Below are 14,689 nucleotides of genomic sequence, written 5' to 3'. Positions count from 1 at the left end.
AGTGGACTAGACCTATTGCGGTGGAAAGCGCCGTGAGTAGTCTCGGCGCGAAGCGCCACGTGGGGCACCGGCAACAAGTCGACGCCGACGTCGAAGGGTTGAGCAATATGAACAGAAGAGCAGTCGCGGCCGGGGCCGCAGCGCTCGCCATGGCACTGGGAGTCACCGCCTGCGGCAGCGACAGCGGGGACGGGGATTCCAAGACCATCAAGCTGGTCGCCGCCGACTACGGAGACAAGGCTTCCAACGCTTCCAAGATCTATTGGAAGGACGTGGCCAAGGATTTCGAGAAGGCCAACAAGGGCTACAAGGTCGACGTCCAGGTCATCAACTGGAACGAGATCGACAAGCAGGTCAAGAACATGATCCAGGCCGGGAACGAGCCCGACCTGCTGCAGACCGGCGGCTACGCCGACAAGGTCGCCGACGACCTGCTCTACAAGGTGGACGAGGTCACCTCCGCCAAGACCCGCAAGAACCTGATCCCCTCCTTCGCCAAGGCCGGCGAGGTCGAGGGCACGCAGTACGGCATCCCGTGGGTCTCCTCCAGCCGGCTGCTCTTCTACAACAAGAAGATCCTCGACAAGGCGGGCGTGAAGACGCCGCCGAAGACCTGGGACGAGCTGGCCGACGCGGCGAAGAAGATCAAGGACAAGAAGGCCGCCGAGACCCCGTACGCCCTGCCGCTGGGTCCCGAGGAGACCCAGGGCGAGACGATGATCTGGGAGATGGGCAACGGCGGCGGCTACACCGACCCCAGCGGCAAGTACACGCTGGACAGCGCGGAGAACGTCGAGACCTTCGAGTGGCTGCAGAAGAACCTCGTCAAGCCGGGCCTGACCTACTCCAACCCCGCCTCCACCGACCGTAAGACGGCGTTCGCGGACTTCGCGGGCGGCAAGGTCGGCATGCTCAACGGCCACCCGAGCCTCATCGCCATGGCCAAGGAAGGCAAGATCGACTACGGCGTCGTGCCGATCCCCGGCAAGGACGGGCCGCTGAAGAGCACCCTCGGCGTCGCCGACTGGATGATGGCGTTCAAGGACGGCGGCGCGGAGAAGGAGGGCGTGAAGAAGTTCCTCGACTTCACCTACTCCAAGAAGATGCTGAAGTTCGACGAGATGTACAACTTCCCGCCCGTGACGCAGGACGCCATGGAGCAGATGCAGAGCAGCGGGAAGCACAAGGACCTGGAGCCCTTCTTCAAGGAGCTGCCGAACGCGAAGTTCTACCCGCTGGGTGACCCCTCGTGGGACGTCGTCTCCGCCGAGATGAAGAAGACGGGCGGCAAGGCGGCGCAGGAGGACCCGAAGAAGGTGCTGGGCGACCTGCAGAAGAAGGCGGAGGAAGCGGCGGCGAACAAGTAGCCCTCCCGCCCTCCCGTTCCTGCTGTTCTCGCACCGCAAGGAGAATCTGTGTCAATGAAGGCCCCGCCGTCCCCGGCCCGCGGGAGCCGGGGACGGGGCGGGCTCCCCACCCGACCGGGACGCCGCGGTCCGCGCGGCGGTCTCGGGCGGCTGGGCCCGCTTCCCTGGATCGCTCCCGTCATCCTGCTGATCCTGGCCGTCGTCGTCTGGCCCATCGTCGAGCTGGTCCGCACCTCGTTCCTGAACATCAGCATCGCGGGCAAGGTCCGCGGATCCGCGGGCACCGAGAAGTTCAAGAAGCTCTTCGAGGAGACCGACTTCGGTCATGTGCTCCTCTGGACGGTCCTGTGGACCGTCGTGGTCGTCACCGCGACGATGCTGATCTCGCTGGCCCTCGCGCAGCTCTTCAACCAGCGCTTCCCGGGCCGCAGCGTCACCCGCTGGGCGCTCATCGCCCCCTGGGCGGCGTCCGTGCTGATGACCGCCATCGGCTTCAAGTGGATGCTCAACCAGACCGCGGGCGTCCTCAACACGCTCCTGATCGACCTCGGATTCATCGACAAGTCGAAGGACTGGCTCGGCGAACCCGGCACGGCCTGGCCGTGGATGATGTTCGTCGCGGTCTTCGTCTCGCTGCCGTTCACCACCTACACCCTCCTGGCGGGGCTCCAGACCATTCCGCACGACGTCTACGAGGCCGCGCGGATCGACGGAGCCGGGCCCTGGCAGACGTACCGCGGCATCACCCTCCCGCTGCTGCGGCCCGCGTTCCTCGTCGGCGTGGTCATCAACCTGATCAACGTCTTCAACTCGTTCCCGATCATCTGGGCGATGACGCAGGGCGGTCCGGGCAGCGACACCGCCACGACCACGGTGTTCATGTACAAGCTCAAGGAGACCGACATCGCCGAGTCCTCGGCGATGTCCGTGGTCAACTTCGCGATGGTCGTCGTGCTGGTGCTGATCTTCCTGAAGGTCAGCCGGTGGAACGAGGAGGACTGATGACGACGGCCGTTCAGAAGACGACTCCTCGCGCCCCACGGAAGGTGACGCCGCCGAAGCCGCCGCGCCGCTTCAGCCCCCGCACGCTCGTCATCGCCGCGGTCGCCTGGCTGCTGGCGGCGCTCTTCCTGGCGCCGTACCTGGAGATGATCCTGACGGCGCTGCGGCCCGCGAAGGAGCTGCGCGACCGGACGTACCTCCCGTCCGACCTGGAGTGGTCGAACTTCATCGACGTCTGGAAGGAGTCCTCGCTCGGGGACAACCTCCAGGTGACGCTGCTGGTCGCGGGCGGCGCCACGCTGCTGGTGCTGCTGGTCTCGCTGCCCGCCGCCTACTACACGGCGCGGGTGCGCTTCCGGGGCCGGAAGTGGTTCCTGCTGCTGGTGCTGGTCACCCAGATGTTCCAGCCGACGGCGCTGGTGGTGGGCCTGTACCGGCAGTTCTACCAGCTCGATCTGTTGAACTCGGTGTGGACGCTGATCGTGTGCAACGCCGCGTTCAACCTCGCCTTCGCCGTCTGGATCCTCTCGGCGTACATCTCCTCGATCCCGGCCGAGCTGGAGGAGGCGGCCATGGTCGACGGCACCAGCCGGTTCGGGGCCATGGTGAAGGTGACCCTGCCGCTGGCGCTGCCGGGCGTCGTCACCGCGGTGATCTTCACGTTCATCACCTCGTGGAACGAGTTCGTGATGGGCCTGACGCTCTCCACGGAGCCCGACAAGCAGCCGCTGACCGTGGGCATCAACAACTTCATCGGCAACTACACGGTGGAGTGGAACTATCTGTTCGCCGCCTCGGTGGTCGCCATCGTGCCCGTCGTCGTGCTCTTCGCCTTCATCGAACGCCACGTGGTCTCCGGCCTGACCGCCGGATCGGTGAAGTAGCACAGGGGGAACCGCGGGGGTCCCGGCAGCCGGTGCCAGGACCCCCGCGTCCGCATGCGCTCACGCTCCGTACAATTGCCACACATATGAGCGGCCACCATGCCCACTCGTGCTCAAGGACTTGACGCGGGGAACGGCTGGGGCTCTGCTTAGAGTTCATATGTTGGAGACAAACACACGGGGAGTGAACAGTGGTGGAGACTCCGGGGTCGCAGTCCTCGCTGCACCGGGCCAACCTTGAACGGGTCGTCCGGGCCGTGCGGATGGCGGGCTCGCTGACCCAGGCGGAGATCGCCCGTACGACGGGACTGTCCGCCGCCACGGTCTCCAACATCGTCCGCGAGCTGAAGGACGGCGGCACCGTCGAGGTCACCCCGACCTCCTCCGGCGGACGCCGCGCCCGCGCGGTCTCGCTGAGCGCCGACGCCGGGACCGTCGTCGGCATCGATTTCGGCCACTCCCACCTGCGCGTCGCCGTCGGCAATCTCGCGCACACGGTGCTGGAGGAGGCCGCCGAGCCCATCGATGTGGACGCCTCCTCCGCCGAGGGCTTCGACCGCGCCGAGCAGCTCGCGCACCGCCTCATCGCCAAGAGCGGCATCAGCCCCGAGAAGGTCATCGGCGTCGGCCTCGGCGTCCCCGGGCCCATCGACATCGGCACCGGCGTGCTGGGCTCCACCGCGATCCTCCCGGGCTGGGCCGGCACCAATCCGCGCGACGAGATGGCCCGCCGCCTCGGCGTCCCCGTCCACGTCGACAACGACGCCAACCTCGGCGCCCTGGGTGAGCAGGTCTGGGGCGCGGGCCGGGGCGCCGCCGACCTCGCGTACATCAAGGTGGCCAGCGGCGTCGGCGCCGGGCTCGTGATCAACGGGCAGATCTACCGGGGCCCGGGCGGCACGGCCGGGGAGATCGGCCACATCACCCTCGACGAGTCGGGCCCGGTCTGCCGCTGCGGCAACCGGGGCTGCCTGGAGACGTTCACCGCCGCGCGGTACGTGCTGCCGCTGCTCCACTCCAGCCACGGCACGGACCTGACCATGGCCCGCGTCGTCGAGCTGGCCGGGCAGGGCGACCCGGGGTGCCGCCGGGTGGTCGCCGACATCGGCCGCCACATCGGCAGCGGCGTGGCCAGCCTGTGCAATCTGCTGAACCCCTCCCGGGTCGTGCTCGGCGGCCCCCTCGCCGAGGCCCGCGACCTGGTCCTCGACCCCGTACGGGACTCCGTCGCGCGGTACGCGATCCCGAGCGCCGCCCGCCAGCTCAAGGTGGTCCCGGGCGAACTGGGCAGCCGCGCGGAGGTGTTGGGCGCCCTGGCGCTCGTCCTCTCCGAGATGGACGCCGCCTCCACGCTGAAGGTCCCCGCCGCCGTCTAGCCGCCGTACGGTCGGAGGAGAGCGGTCCGAAGGGGCGCGACGGGCGGCACCGGCCTCCCTCGCGCCCCTTCGGGGCACTAACGAATGGCATCGTTGCCATCTCGTTAATGATTTACTTATTGACCACGCTCGTACCGACGAGTTGACTTCCGGCTACCTCGGCCGCATCGACGCGGCCCCGTCAGGGAGGTAGCTCATGCACGCAACGATGCGCCGCGTCGCCCTCGGTTCCGTAGCCCTCTCCATCGCCGTCGCCACGGCGGCCTGCGGCAGCGCCGACCAGGCCGACGACAAGGACAGCGGCAGCAAGGGGAAGAAGGGCAAGCTCACGATCGGCCTGCTGCTCCCCGAGAACCAGACGGCGCGCTACGAGCGCTTCGACAAGCCGCTGATGGAGAAGAAGATCAAGGAGCTGGCGGGCGAGGACACCAAGATCCTCTACTCCAACGCCAAGCAGGACGCCAACCTCCAGCAGCAGCAGGCCGACACGATGATCGCGAAGAAGGTCGACGCGCTCATCGTGGACGCCGTCGACGCCAAGTCGATCTCCAGCTCGGTGAAGAAGGCCGACGACCGCGACATCCCCGTCGTGGCCTACGACCGCCTCGCCGAGGGCCCGATCAAGGCGTACACCTCCGTCGACAACCCGCGCGTCGGCAAGATCCAGGCCAAGTCGCTGCTGAAGGCGTTGGACGAGAAGGGCGTCAAGGGCAAGCCGCAGGTCGTCATGATGAACGGCTCGGTCACCGACCCGAACGCCAAGATGTACAAGGAAGGCGCCCACTCCGTACTCGACGGCAAGGTCAAGGTCGGCAAGGAGTACGACACCAAGGAGTGGAAGCCGGAGAACGCCAACGAGAACATGAAGGGCGCCCTCTCCGCGCTCGGCAAGGACAAGGTCGACGGCGTCTACTCCGCGAACGACGGCATGGCGGGCGGCATCATCACCGCGCTCAAGGGCGCGGGCTTCGCCAAGGACGAGATGCCCCCGGTGACCGGCCAGGACGCCGAACTCAACGCCGTCCAGCGGCTGCTGTCCGGCGAGCAGTACATGAGCGTCTACAAGCCGTACGTCCCTGAGACCTCCGCGGCGGCCGAGTTCGCGGTGGCCCTCGCGCGTGGCGAGAGCGTCGACAAGATCGCCAGCTCGAAGACCGACAGCGAGTCCGAGAAGGGCGTTCCCTCGAAGATCGTCACGCCGCTGCCGCTGACGAAGGACGACGTCAAGAAGTACGTCGGCAAGGCGGGCTTCTTCACGCAGAAGGAGATCTGCACCGCCAAGTTCAAGTCGGCGTGCGACAAGGCGGGCCTGAAGTAGCCGGGCAACAGGCCACGGTACTGCTGGAACAGGGGAGTTGATTCACGTGTCCACCGCGCCCGTGCTGGCGTTGCGCGGGATCTCCAAGCGGTTCGGCGCCGTCCAGGCACTCACGGACGTCGAGCTGGAGATCCACCCCGGCGAGGTCGTCGCCCTCGTCGGCGACAACGGAGCCGGCAAGTCCACCCTCGTCAAGGCCATCGCCGGGGTCGGCCCGGCCGACGAGGGCACCATCGAATGGGACGGCAAGCCGGTCCAGGTCCACCGCCCGCACGACGCCCAGACTCTCGGGATCGCCACCGTCTACCAGGACCTGGCGCTCTGCGACAACCTGGACGTCGTCGGGAACCTCTTCCTCGGGGCCGAGCTGCGCCGCGGCTCGATCCTCGACGAGGTCGAGATGGAGCGCCGCTCGCTGGAGCTGCTCTCCACGCTGTCCATCCGGATCCCCAGCGTCCGTATCCCCGTCGCCGCGCTCTCGGGCGGGCAGCGGCAGACCGTGGCCATCGCCCGTTCGCTGCTGGGCGAGCCCAAGGTCGTCATCCTCGACGAGCCGACCGCCGCGCTCGGCGTGGAGCAGACCGCGCAGGTCCTTGACCTGGTCGAGCGGCTGCGCGAGCGCGGCCTCGGGGTGATCCTCATCAGCCACAACATGGCCGAGGTCAAGGCCGTCAGCGACCGTGTCGCGGTGCTCCGGCTGGGCCGGAACAACGGCACGTTCGAGGTGGCCACCACCTCCCAGGAAGAGATCGTCTCCGCCATCACCGGAGCGACCGACAACGCTGTCACCCGTCGTACGTCCCGGATCGAGGACGCCACACCGGAGGTGGAGAAGTGACCACCGGCGAAGAGGCCGCCACGGAGAGCGCGGCGGCCACGGAGACCACCGAGACCGCGGGGAAGGCGACCGGCGCCGTCACCGTCGTCGACCCCCGGCTGCTGGTGCGCCAGCAGGGGTTCAAGGGCTACCTCAACGAGCTGGTCCGCCGGGTCCGCACCGGCGAGCTGGGCTCGATACCCGTCGTCGTGGGCCTGATCATCATCGCGATCGTCTTCCAGGCCCAGGACTCGGCGTTCCTCAGCGCGAACAACCTCAGCGACCTGTTCATCCTCAGCGCGGGCACCGGGCTGATCGCCGTCGGCATCGTCTTCGTGCTGATCCTCGGCGAGATCGACCTCTCGGTCGGCTCGGTGAGCGGCATGTCGGCCGCCGTCCTCGCCGTACTCAACATCAACAAGGGCATGGACGAGGGGCTCGCGCTCCTCCTGGCGATCCTCACGGGCATGGCGGCGGGCGCCCTGCACGGCTTCTTCTTCGCGAAGATCGGCGTCCCCGCCTTCGTGGTCACCCTGGCCGGGCTGCTCGGCTGGAACGGCCTGATGCTCCAGATCCTGGGCCCCAGCGGCACCATCAATCTGGACGACGACGGCATCGTCGCCAAGCTCACGAACTACTACTTCGAGGACAAGGCCGCGGCCATGGGCCTCGCCACCGTCGGCGTCCTGGCCTTCCTCGGCTTCTCCCTGCTGGACGCGCGGCGCCGCAAGGCGGCGCAGGTCCCCTGCCGCCCGCTCAGCGAGATCGTGCTGCGCACGGTCGTGCTGGCGGTCCCGCTGTACGCGGCGGCGATGGTCTTCAACTCCTACAAGGGCCTGCCGCTCGCCGTGGTGATCTTCCTCGGCATCGTCGTCCTCACGGACTTCGTGCTGCGCCGCACCACGTACGGCCGGAAGGTCTTCGCGGTCGGCGGCAGCAGCGAGGCCGCGGGCCGGGCCGGCATCAACGTGCCCATGATCCGCATCACGGTCTTCTCCATCGCGGGGACCATGGCGGCCATCGGCGGCATGTTCTACGCCTCGCAGATCAACGCCGCCAACCAGTCGTCCGGCGCGGGCAGCCTGCTGATGAACTGCATCGCCGCCGCCGTCATCGGCGGCACGAGCCTCTTCGGCGGGCGCGGGAAGACCTGGTCCGCGCTGCTGGGTGCGCTCGTGATCCAGTCGATCAACTCCGGCATGGCGCTGCTGGGCACCGGCTCCGCCATCCGCGACATGATCACCGGCGCGGTCCTGCTGGCAGCGGTCGTGATCGACTCGGTCTCCCGCCGGACACAGAAGACGGCGGGCAGGGCGTAGGCCGGGAGACGGGAGGGGCCGGGAAGGACACGGAGGGGCCCGGGTCGGGCGACGTATCTCACACAGGTCCTACGGGTGTGGCAAGGGACCATTCGTGTGACTGAGATAGCACCAGCCGATGATTGCCTCCGCGAGCGGAACATTAGACTCGACGGAATCGGCACTGCTCGATCACGCTCGAAGCTAGGAGGTACGGGTGGCGTTGCTGACCCGCATCAGGGGACCACGCGATCTGGACCGGCTCGGCCCGGAGCAGCTTGAGACGCTGGCGGAGGAGATCCGCTCCTTCCTCGTCGAGGCGGTCTCCAAGACCGGCGGACACCTGGGCCCCAACCTGGGCGTGGTCGAGCTGACCATCGCCCTGCACCGTGTCTTCGAGTCCCCGAGGGACAAGGTGCTCTGGGACACCGGGCACCAGGCGTACGTGCACAAGCTGCTCACCGGCCGCAAGGACTTCTCCGCGCTGCGCGCGAAGGGCGGCCTCTCCGGCTACCCCTCGCGCGCCGAGTCCGACCACGACATCATCGAGAACTCCCACGCCTCCACGGTCCTCGGCTGGGCCGACGGCCTCGCCAAGGCGAACGAGGTCCAGGGCAAGGACGACCACGTCGTGGCCGTCATCGGCGACGGCGCGCTGACCGGCGGCATGGCCTGGGAGGCGCTGAACAACATCGCCGCGGCCAAGGACCGCCCGCTGGTGATCGTCGTCAACGACAACGAGCGTTCGTACGAGCCGACCATCGGCGGCCTCGCCAACCACCTCGCGACGCTCCGCACCACCGACGGATACGAGCGCTTCCTCGCCCGCGGCAAGGAGGTGCTCAACCGCACCCCCGTCGTCGGCAAGCCGCTCTACGAGACGCTGCACGGCGCGAAGAAGGGCCTCAAGGACTTCATCGCGCCGCAGGGCATGTTCGAGGACCTCGGCCTGAAGTACGTCGGGCCGATCGACGGGCACGACATCGCGGCCGTCGAGTCCGCGCTCCAGCGCGCCAAGCGCTTCGGCGGCCCGGTCCTGGTCCACTGCCTCACCGAGAAGGGCCGCGGCTACCAGCCCGCGCGGCAGGACGAGGCCGACCAGTTCCACGCCGTCCCCGTCATCCACCCGGACACCGGCCTGCCGGTCAAGTCCGGGGGAGCGGACTGGACTTCGGTCTTCGGCGAGGAGATGGTCAAGCTCGGCCGCGAGCGGGACGACATCGTCGCGATCACGGCCGCCATGATGCGGCCCGTCGGGCTGCACGCCTTCGCGCAGGAGTTCCCCGACCGGGTCTACGACGTGGGGATCGCCGAGCAGCACGGCGCCGTCTCCGCGGCGGGCCTGGCCACGGGCGGGGTCCACCCCGTCTTCGCCGTCTACGCGACGTTCCTCAACCGCGCCTTCGACCAGCTCCTCATGGACGTCGCCCTGCACAGGTGCGGGGTCACCTTCGTGCTGGACCGCGCCGGGGTCACGGGCTCCGACGGGGCCTCGCACAACGGCATGTGGGACATGTCGATCCTCCAGTGCGTGCCGGGCCTCCGGCTCGCCGCGCCGCGCGACGCCGACCAGGTACGGGCCCAGCTCCGCGAGGCCGTCGAGGTCGACGACGCGCCGACCGTCGTGCGGTACTCCAAGGGGGCCGTCGGTCCGGCCGTCCCGGCCGTGGGGAAGGTCGGCGGCATGGACGTGCTGCGGCGCCCCGACGCCGGGGTGCGCGTGCCGGACGTGCTCCTCGTCTCGGTCGGCGCGCTGGCGCCGATGTGCCTGGAGATCGCCGACCTGCTCGACAAGCAGGGCATCTCGGCCACGGTCGTCGACCCGCGCTGGGTCAAGCCCGTCGACGAGTCGCTGCCGCCGCTGGCCGAGCAGCACCGGGTCGTGGTGACCGTCGAGGACAACAGCCGCGCGGGCGGCGTCGGCTCCGCCGTCGCGCAGGCCCTGCGGGACGCGGGTGTCGATGTGCCGCTGCGTGACTTCGGCATCCCCGAGCGGTTCCTCGACCACGGGTCCCGGAAGGAGGTCATGGCCGAGATCGGTCTGACCGCGCCGGATATCGCCCGCCAGGTCACGGGGCTCGTCGCCAAACTAGACGGCTCCGCCGAAGGGGCCGCCGCCCAAGAAGTAGCCCGCGACTGAACCGCCGCGCCCCTCTCCCCGAGGGGCCCAGCGGGGAACCCCCGCCCCCCCCCGCAACGTGGGGCACCCTCGCTTCTGGGCTACCCAGCCCTCTTCGCGGGTGCCCCGCGATGGGGGCTGGGTTCGGGGTGCCCCGTGCCGTGCTTCGCAGGCTGCGGCTGCGTCGTGGCTGGGCGCGCAGTTCCCCGCGCCCCTGAAGGGGCAAGCCCCGTGGTGTTGTGACCGGGCGCGCCCGCGCGGCGGAGCCGCAAATTGAACACAGTCCCGCGCCCCTGAGGGGGCATGCCCTGAGGGGGCATGCCCCGCTTGGTCGTGCCGGGCACAGGACCACGCCCTCCTGAGGAGAAGGGGCGGGGCTCTTGTCCTGAACGTGTGGGCCCCCGGAGGGCAAAGGGGCACGCACCGTTAGGTTAGGGGCATGCCGCAGCCCTCAGTCCGTACCCGTATCGCCGGACCGGCAGATGCCACGGAGGCCCGGCGGGGAACGGCCGCGGCGGACCGCAGGTACTGGCTGTGGCTGCTCCCCCTGCTCGTCGCGCTGAGCGCGCTCACCCGTATCCCCTCGTTCGCCCGGCCCCTGTGGAACCCCGACGAGGGGTTCCTCGCGACCCAGGCGCGCCAGCTCGCCGACGGCGGCACGCTCTACCACGACGTCGTCGACCGCAAGCCCCCCTTCATGCCCTGGCTCTACCAGGGCGCCTTCGCGCTGTTCGGCGACGACTCACTGTGGCCCCTGCGCGTGGCGGCGATCGCCGCGGTGGCCGTCGGGGCGGCCTTCGCCGCCTCGCTGGCGCGCCGCCGCTGGGGCGGGCGAGCGGGCTGGATCGCGGGCGTCGTCTACGTCCTGCTGTCCATCGGGATCAACCCGGAGGACACTCAGGCGGCGACGTTCGAGGTCTTCATGCTGCCCTGGACGGTCGCCGCGATGTGGTGCGCCGACCGGGCGCACTGGGGAAGGGCCGGGCTCGCCGTCGCGGGCGCCATCCTGACCAAGCAGACCGGCGGAGCCGTCCTGCTGCCCGTGCTCTTCCTGCTGTGGCGGACCCGCGCGGGCTGGCTCCCGCTGATCCGGCTGACCGCCGGGACCGCGCTCCCCGTGCTGGGCGTCGCGCTCGCGTTCGGGCCCGCCCGCTTCGCGTACTGGATGGCCACCGGCTCCGGCGCGTACGTCTCCGCCGACGGCGCCGGGCTGCACGCCATGGGGCGGGCGCTGGGCAGTCTCAGCATCCTCTCCGCCGCGGCCCTGCCGCTGCTGATCGCGCTGGGGCTCGTGCTGCGCCGCCACCGCGAGCGGCTGCGCGACGTGGCCGACCAGTGGGTCTGGCTCGGCGCCTCGGCCGTCGCGGTCGCCGTCGGCTTCCAGTTCTACGGCCACTACTTCCTCCAGCTCACCCCGCCCCTCGCCCTCCTCGCCACCGCGGCGCTGTGCGAGCTGCGGGCCCGGCAGGCGACGGTGGTGCTGACCGTGACGTCCGTGTTCGCCGCCGCCTTCATCGGCTGGGGCTTCGCGTACAAGCGCGGCGAGCTGGACCACGCGCACCGGGTCGCGGGGGAGGTGGGCGCGCGGACGGTCCCCGAGGAGCGGGTCCTGCTGTGGAGCATGCACCCCGAGGGGTACTGGTTCGCGGCCCGCAAGCCCGCGTCCCGGTACCTGACCGCCGGGTTCCTCTCCAACTTCAGCGGCGGCCGGGGCGGCATCCGTACGGGCGAGCGGTACGCGATGGACGGAGCCTGGCCGTACTTCATGCGCGAGCTGCGGCAGACCCGGCCGGCCCTGATCGTCGACGACTCCCGCGAGGCGCCGTACGGCATCCCCCGTATGCCGACCCTGCGGAGCTACGTCGACCGCCACTACACGCGCGTCGCGACGGTGGACGGCGCGGTGATCTATCTGCGGGCCGACCGGTAGCGGCCGTACGTCTGCGGCGGGTACGCCCGCGGCGCGTACGCCCGTCGAGTTCCGGCCAACGTCATCGCCCGCTCATCGCCCGGTCAGCAGCTCCGCGACGTGGGTCGCGAAGCCCGCCGAGGGCGAGCCGTGGCGGAGGCCCCAGTAGGCCGTCTGGACGGCGTGGAACTGGGCCCAGCGGCGGGCGCGTCCGGGGTCGAGACCGGCGGCCCCGGCGAAGAGGTCCAGGACGCGGCGCAGCTCCCCGCCCAGATCCTCGGCGTCCACGAACAGCGGGGCCAGCGACTTGAGCAGCGTGCCGCCGTCGTACGCCGGGTCGCCCGCGTACCCCTTGGGGTCCACGGCGAGCCAGGGCTCGCGCTCGGCGCTCAGGATGTTGCGGGGGTGCAGATCGCCGTGGACGAGGGTGTCCGGCTGCGCGCGGCCCAGCTCCCGTACGGTCGCCACCGCCGCCTCCCGTGCGCGGCGCGGCACGGCGTCCGGGAACGCGGCGGCGTCCTCGCGCAGCTCCTCCTCCCACGCGTCGGCGCGGTCGCGCAGCCGGGGCAGGCCGGGCGGCGCGGGAACGGCCAGTACGCGGCTGAGCTGCCCGGCGACGGTCACCATGCCGTCGAGGTCGCCGGAGTCGGCGAGCTGTGCCGTACCGGCGCGTTCGAGGAGCATCGCGAACCGGTCGTCGTCGCGGGCGTGGAGCACGACGGCGCCGCGACCGCCCCAGACGGCGAACGCGTCGGGCTCGTGGACGTTGCCGGGGTGCGGGAAGGAGACCTTCAGCACGGCGGCGTCCCCGCCCGGACGCCGTACGGGGACGATCACGCCGACGGCCCCGTGCGTGACCTCGCCGTCCGGCACGCACCCCCAGCGGGCGAGCAGCTCGTCCACGGTCCCGGGAAGCCCCTCCAGCCAGGCGGCCCCGGGCTCTCCCTCGCGCGCGACGGTCTCCCGCGCGAACTCCTCCGGCACTGCGATCATCCGGGTACCTTACGTGCCTGCCCGGAGAGGGCTTCGAGGAGAGGGCTTCGAGGAGAGGGAGGGGAGCGGTGAACCGGAACCGGAACATCCGCACGGTCGAGGACGTCATGGAGCTGCTCGACGGGCTGTACGCGCCCGGCGCCGACGGCGGGACGGCGGGCGCCGCGCACCGGTGGGACGGCTTCTACGGGGACCGTTCGCGGGACGTCCCCTTCTTCGTCGCGAAGCCGGACGAGAACCTCGCCGCGCACGTCGGGAACGGGACCCTGCGCCCGGGCCGCGCCCTCGACCTGGGCTGCGGCCCCGGCCGCAACGCGCTCTTCCTCGCGTCCCGGGGCTGGCGCGTGGACGCCGTGGACCTGTCCCCGGAGGCGATCCGGTGGGCGGAGGAACGGGCACGGGGGACCGGCGCCGAGGTCGGCTTCCGCTGTGCCGACGCGTTCGCGGCGCCGGAGCGGGACGCGGGGGCGCCCGAGGGCCCGTACGACCTGGTGTACGACTCGGGCTGCTTCCACCATCTCCCGCCCCACCGCCGGGTCGGCCATCTCGCCCTGCTCGACCGGGTCCTCGCGCCCGGCGGCCACTTCGCGCTCGTGTGCTTCGCGGCGGGGGCGATGGGCTCGGAGCTGCCCGACGCCGCTCACTACCGGGGCCCCGCGCCGCACGGCGGGCTCGGCTACACGGCGGACGAACTCCGCTGGATCTTCGCCGGGCTGGAGGAGGTCGAGCTGCGCCGCATGACCGACGAGCCGCCCGCATCGCCCCACTTCGGCGAGCCGTTCCTCTGGACAGCGCTCTTCCGCCGCCCGCGCACGGCCCCGGCCCGCCCGTAATCCGCTCGCGGTGAGCGGGAGCGGCCTCGGTGTGTCCTGCGTCTACCGGCCGTAGCCGCGCGGGGCTGGAGCGCCGGTCAACACCCCTGGGAGGATGAGGACATGCAGAGTGACCTCTTCCAAGACGCGTACATGGCCAAGGCACCCAGTGCCGCGGGCATGTCGCTGCAGAACAGCAAGTCGATCAAGTACGCCGTGAACGGCGAGTGCTTCGCGCGACAGGGTGCCATGGTCGCGTTCCGGGGGAACCTTCAGTTCGAGCGGAAGGGGCAGGGCGTCGGCGGATACATCAAGCGGAAGGTCACCGGCGAGGGCCTGCCGCTGATGGCCGTACGGGGGCAGGGCGAGGCCTGGTTCGCGCACGAGGCGGCGAGCTGCTTCATCGTGGACATCGCCCCGGGCGACGCGCTCAGCATCAACGGCCGGAACGTGCTGGTCTTCGACGCCTCGCTGTCGTACGACGTGAAGGTCGTCAAGGGCGCGGGCATGACGGGCGGCGGCCTCTTCAACAGCGTGTTCACCGGGCAGGGCAAGCTCGGTGTGACCTGCGAGGGGGAGCCCATCGTGATACCCGTGACGCCGCAGTCGCCGGTGTACGTGGACACGGACGCGGTGGTCGGCTGGACGGCCCAGCTCAGCACCTCGCTGCACCGCTCGCAGAGCTTCGGCTCGATGCTCCGCGGCGGCTCCGGCGAGGCGGTCCAGCTCGCGCTGGAGGGCGAGGGCTTCGTCATCGTCCGCCCGAGCGAGCTGGTCCCCACGGGCCCGAGCAG

At 70.3% G+C, this 14,689-nt stretch carries 12 protein-coding genes; 11 read left to right on the top strand and 1 reads right to left on the bottom strand.

The genetic code is table 11. The features are described from left to right. Nucleotides 1-107 precede the first annotated feature (107 nt). The 9 genes from ABD343_RS21515 (at nucleotide 108) to ABD343_RS21475 (ending at nucleotide 12,111) form a co-directional block, all read left to right on the top strand. Nucleotides 108-1,367: an extracellular solute-binding protein gene (locus tag ABD343_RS21515; RefSeq protein WP_344530640.1), complete on the top strand. Its 1,260-nt coding sequence runs from the start codon at nucleotides 108-110 to the stop codon at nucleotides 1,365-1,367. A 54-nt stretch (nucleotides 1,368-1,421) separates the two neighbouring features. Then, entirely contained in the window at nucleotides 1,422-2,369 is a 948-nt protein-coding gene (locus ABD343_RS21510; RefSeq protein ID WP_344530638.1) for a carbohydrate ABC transporter permease, read from the top strand. After that, the gene (locus ABD343_RS21505; RefSeq protein WP_344530636.1) at nucleotides 2,369-3,253 is read left to right on the top strand and encodes a carbohydrate ABC transporter permease; all 885 of its coding nucleotides are present in this window, start codon (nucleotides 2,369-2,371) and stop codon (nucleotides 3,251-3,253) included. The genes ABD343_RS21510 and ABD343_RS21505 overlap by 1 nt, the downstream gene beginning before the upstream one ends. A 194-nt stretch (nucleotides 3,254-3,447) precedes the next feature. Beyond that, entirely contained in the window at nucleotides 3,448-4,629 is a 1,182-nt protein-coding gene (locus ABD343_RS21500) for an ROK family transcriptional regulator (RefSeq protein WP_344530634.1), read from the top strand. A gap of 196 nt (nucleotides 4,630-4,825) precedes the next feature. Continuing rightward, nucleotides 4,826-5,947, top strand: coding sequence for a substrate-binding domain-containing protein (locus ABD343_RS21495; RefSeq protein WP_344530632.1), 1,122 nt, complete (start codon nucleotides 4,826-4,828; stop codon nucleotides 5,945-5,947). A gap of 37 nt (nucleotides 5,948-5,984) precedes the next feature. After that, nucleotides 5,985-6,785, top strand: a complete 801-nt coding sequence (locus tag ABD343_RS21490; RefSeq protein WP_344530630.1) for an ATP-binding cassette domain-containing protein — start codon at nucleotides 5,985-5,987, stop codon at nucleotides 6,783-6,785. After that, nucleotides 6,782-8,083: a sugar ABC transporter permease gene (locus ABD343_RS21485; protein WP_344530628.1), complete on the top strand. Its 1,302-nt coding sequence runs from the start codon at nucleotides 6,782-6,784 to the stop codon at nucleotides 8,081-8,083. Before ABD343_RS21490 ends, ABD343_RS21485 begins: the two co-directional genes overlap by 4 nt. Nucleotides 8,084-8,279: 196 nt before the next feature. Further along, the gene (gene dxs / locus ABD343_RS21480) at nucleotides 8,280-10,202 is read left to right on the top strand and encodes a 1-deoxy-D-xylulose-5-phosphate synthase (RefSeq protein ID WP_344530626.1); all 1,923 of its coding nucleotides are present in this window, start codon (nucleotides 8,280-8,282) and stop codon (nucleotides 10,200-10,202) included. A 418-nt stretch (nucleotides 10,203-10,620) separates the two neighbouring features. Next, on the top strand, nucleotides 10,621-12,111 hold the full coding sequence (locus tag ABD343_RS21475) for an ArnT family glycosyltransferase (protein ID WP_344530624.1): 1,491 nt from the start codon (nucleotides 10,621-10,623) through the stop codon (nucleotides 12,109-12,111). Nucleotides 12,112-12,183: 72 nt separating this feature from the next. On the opposite strand, the gene ABD343_RS21470 is transcribed toward ABD343_RS21475, so the two are convergent. Next, complete coding sequence (locus ABD343_RS21470) at nucleotides 12,184-13,083, bottom strand: aminoglycoside phosphotransferase family protein (protein ID WP_344530622.1); 900 nt, start codon at nucleotides 13,081-13,083, stop codon at nucleotides 12,184-12,186. Nucleotides 13,084-13,190: 107 nt separating this feature from the next. On the opposite strand from ABD343_RS21470, the gene ABD343_RS21465 reads away from it, so the two are divergent. Together ABD343_RS21465 and ABD343_RS21460 are read left to right on the top strand one after the other, a co-directional pair. Next, entirely contained in the window at nucleotides 13,191-13,916 is a 726-nt protein-coding gene (locus tag ABD343_RS21465; RefSeq protein WP_344530929.1) for a class I SAM-dependent methyltransferase, read from the top strand. Between the two features lie 102 nt (nucleotides 13,917-14,018). Beyond that, a partial coding sequence (locus tag ABD343_RS21460) for an AIM24 family protein (RefSeq protein WP_344530620.1) occupies nucleotides 14,019-14,689 on the top strand: 671 nt, incomplete at its 3' end.

The organism is Streptomyces albiaxialis (assembly GCF_039530985.1).
Lineage (GTDB): Bacteria > Actinomycetota > Actinomycetes > Streptomycetales > Streptomycetaceae > Streptomyces > Streptomyces albiaxialis.
This window is presented reverse-complemented; position numbering and strand designations above follow the sequence as displayed.

Excerpts from the sequence above, each read along its gene's own strand:
- ABD343_RS21470 (WP_344530622.1), bottom strand. The coding sequence starts at position 13,083 with ATGATCGCAGTGCCGGAGGAGTTCGCGCGGGAGACCGTCGCGCGCGAG.
- ABD343_RS21495 (WP_344530632.1), top strand. The coding sequence starts at position 4,826 with ATGCACGCAACGATGCGCCGCGTCGCCCTCGGTTCCGTAGCCCTCTCC.
- ABD343_RS21505 (WP_344530636.1), top strand. The coding sequence starts at position 2,369 with ATGACGACGGCCGTTCAGAAGACGACTCCTCGCGCCCCACGGAAGGTG.
- ABD343_RS21515 (WP_344530640.1), top strand. The coding sequence starts at position 108 with ATGAACAGAAGAGCAGTCGCGGCCGGGGCCGCAGCGCTCGCCATGGCA.
- ABD343_RS21510 (WP_344530638.1), top strand. The coding sequence starts at position 1,422 with ATGAAGGCCCCGCCGTCCCCGGCCCGCGGGAGCCGGGGACGGGGCGGG.
- ABD343_RS21475 (WP_344530624.1), top strand. The coding sequence starts at position 10,621 with ATGCCGCAGCCCTCAGTCCGTACCCGTATCGCCGGACCGGCAGATGCC.
- ABD343_RS21465 (WP_344530929.1), top strand. The coding sequence starts at position 13,191 with ATGGAGCTGCTCGACGGGCTGTACGCGCCCGGCGCCGACGGCGGGACG.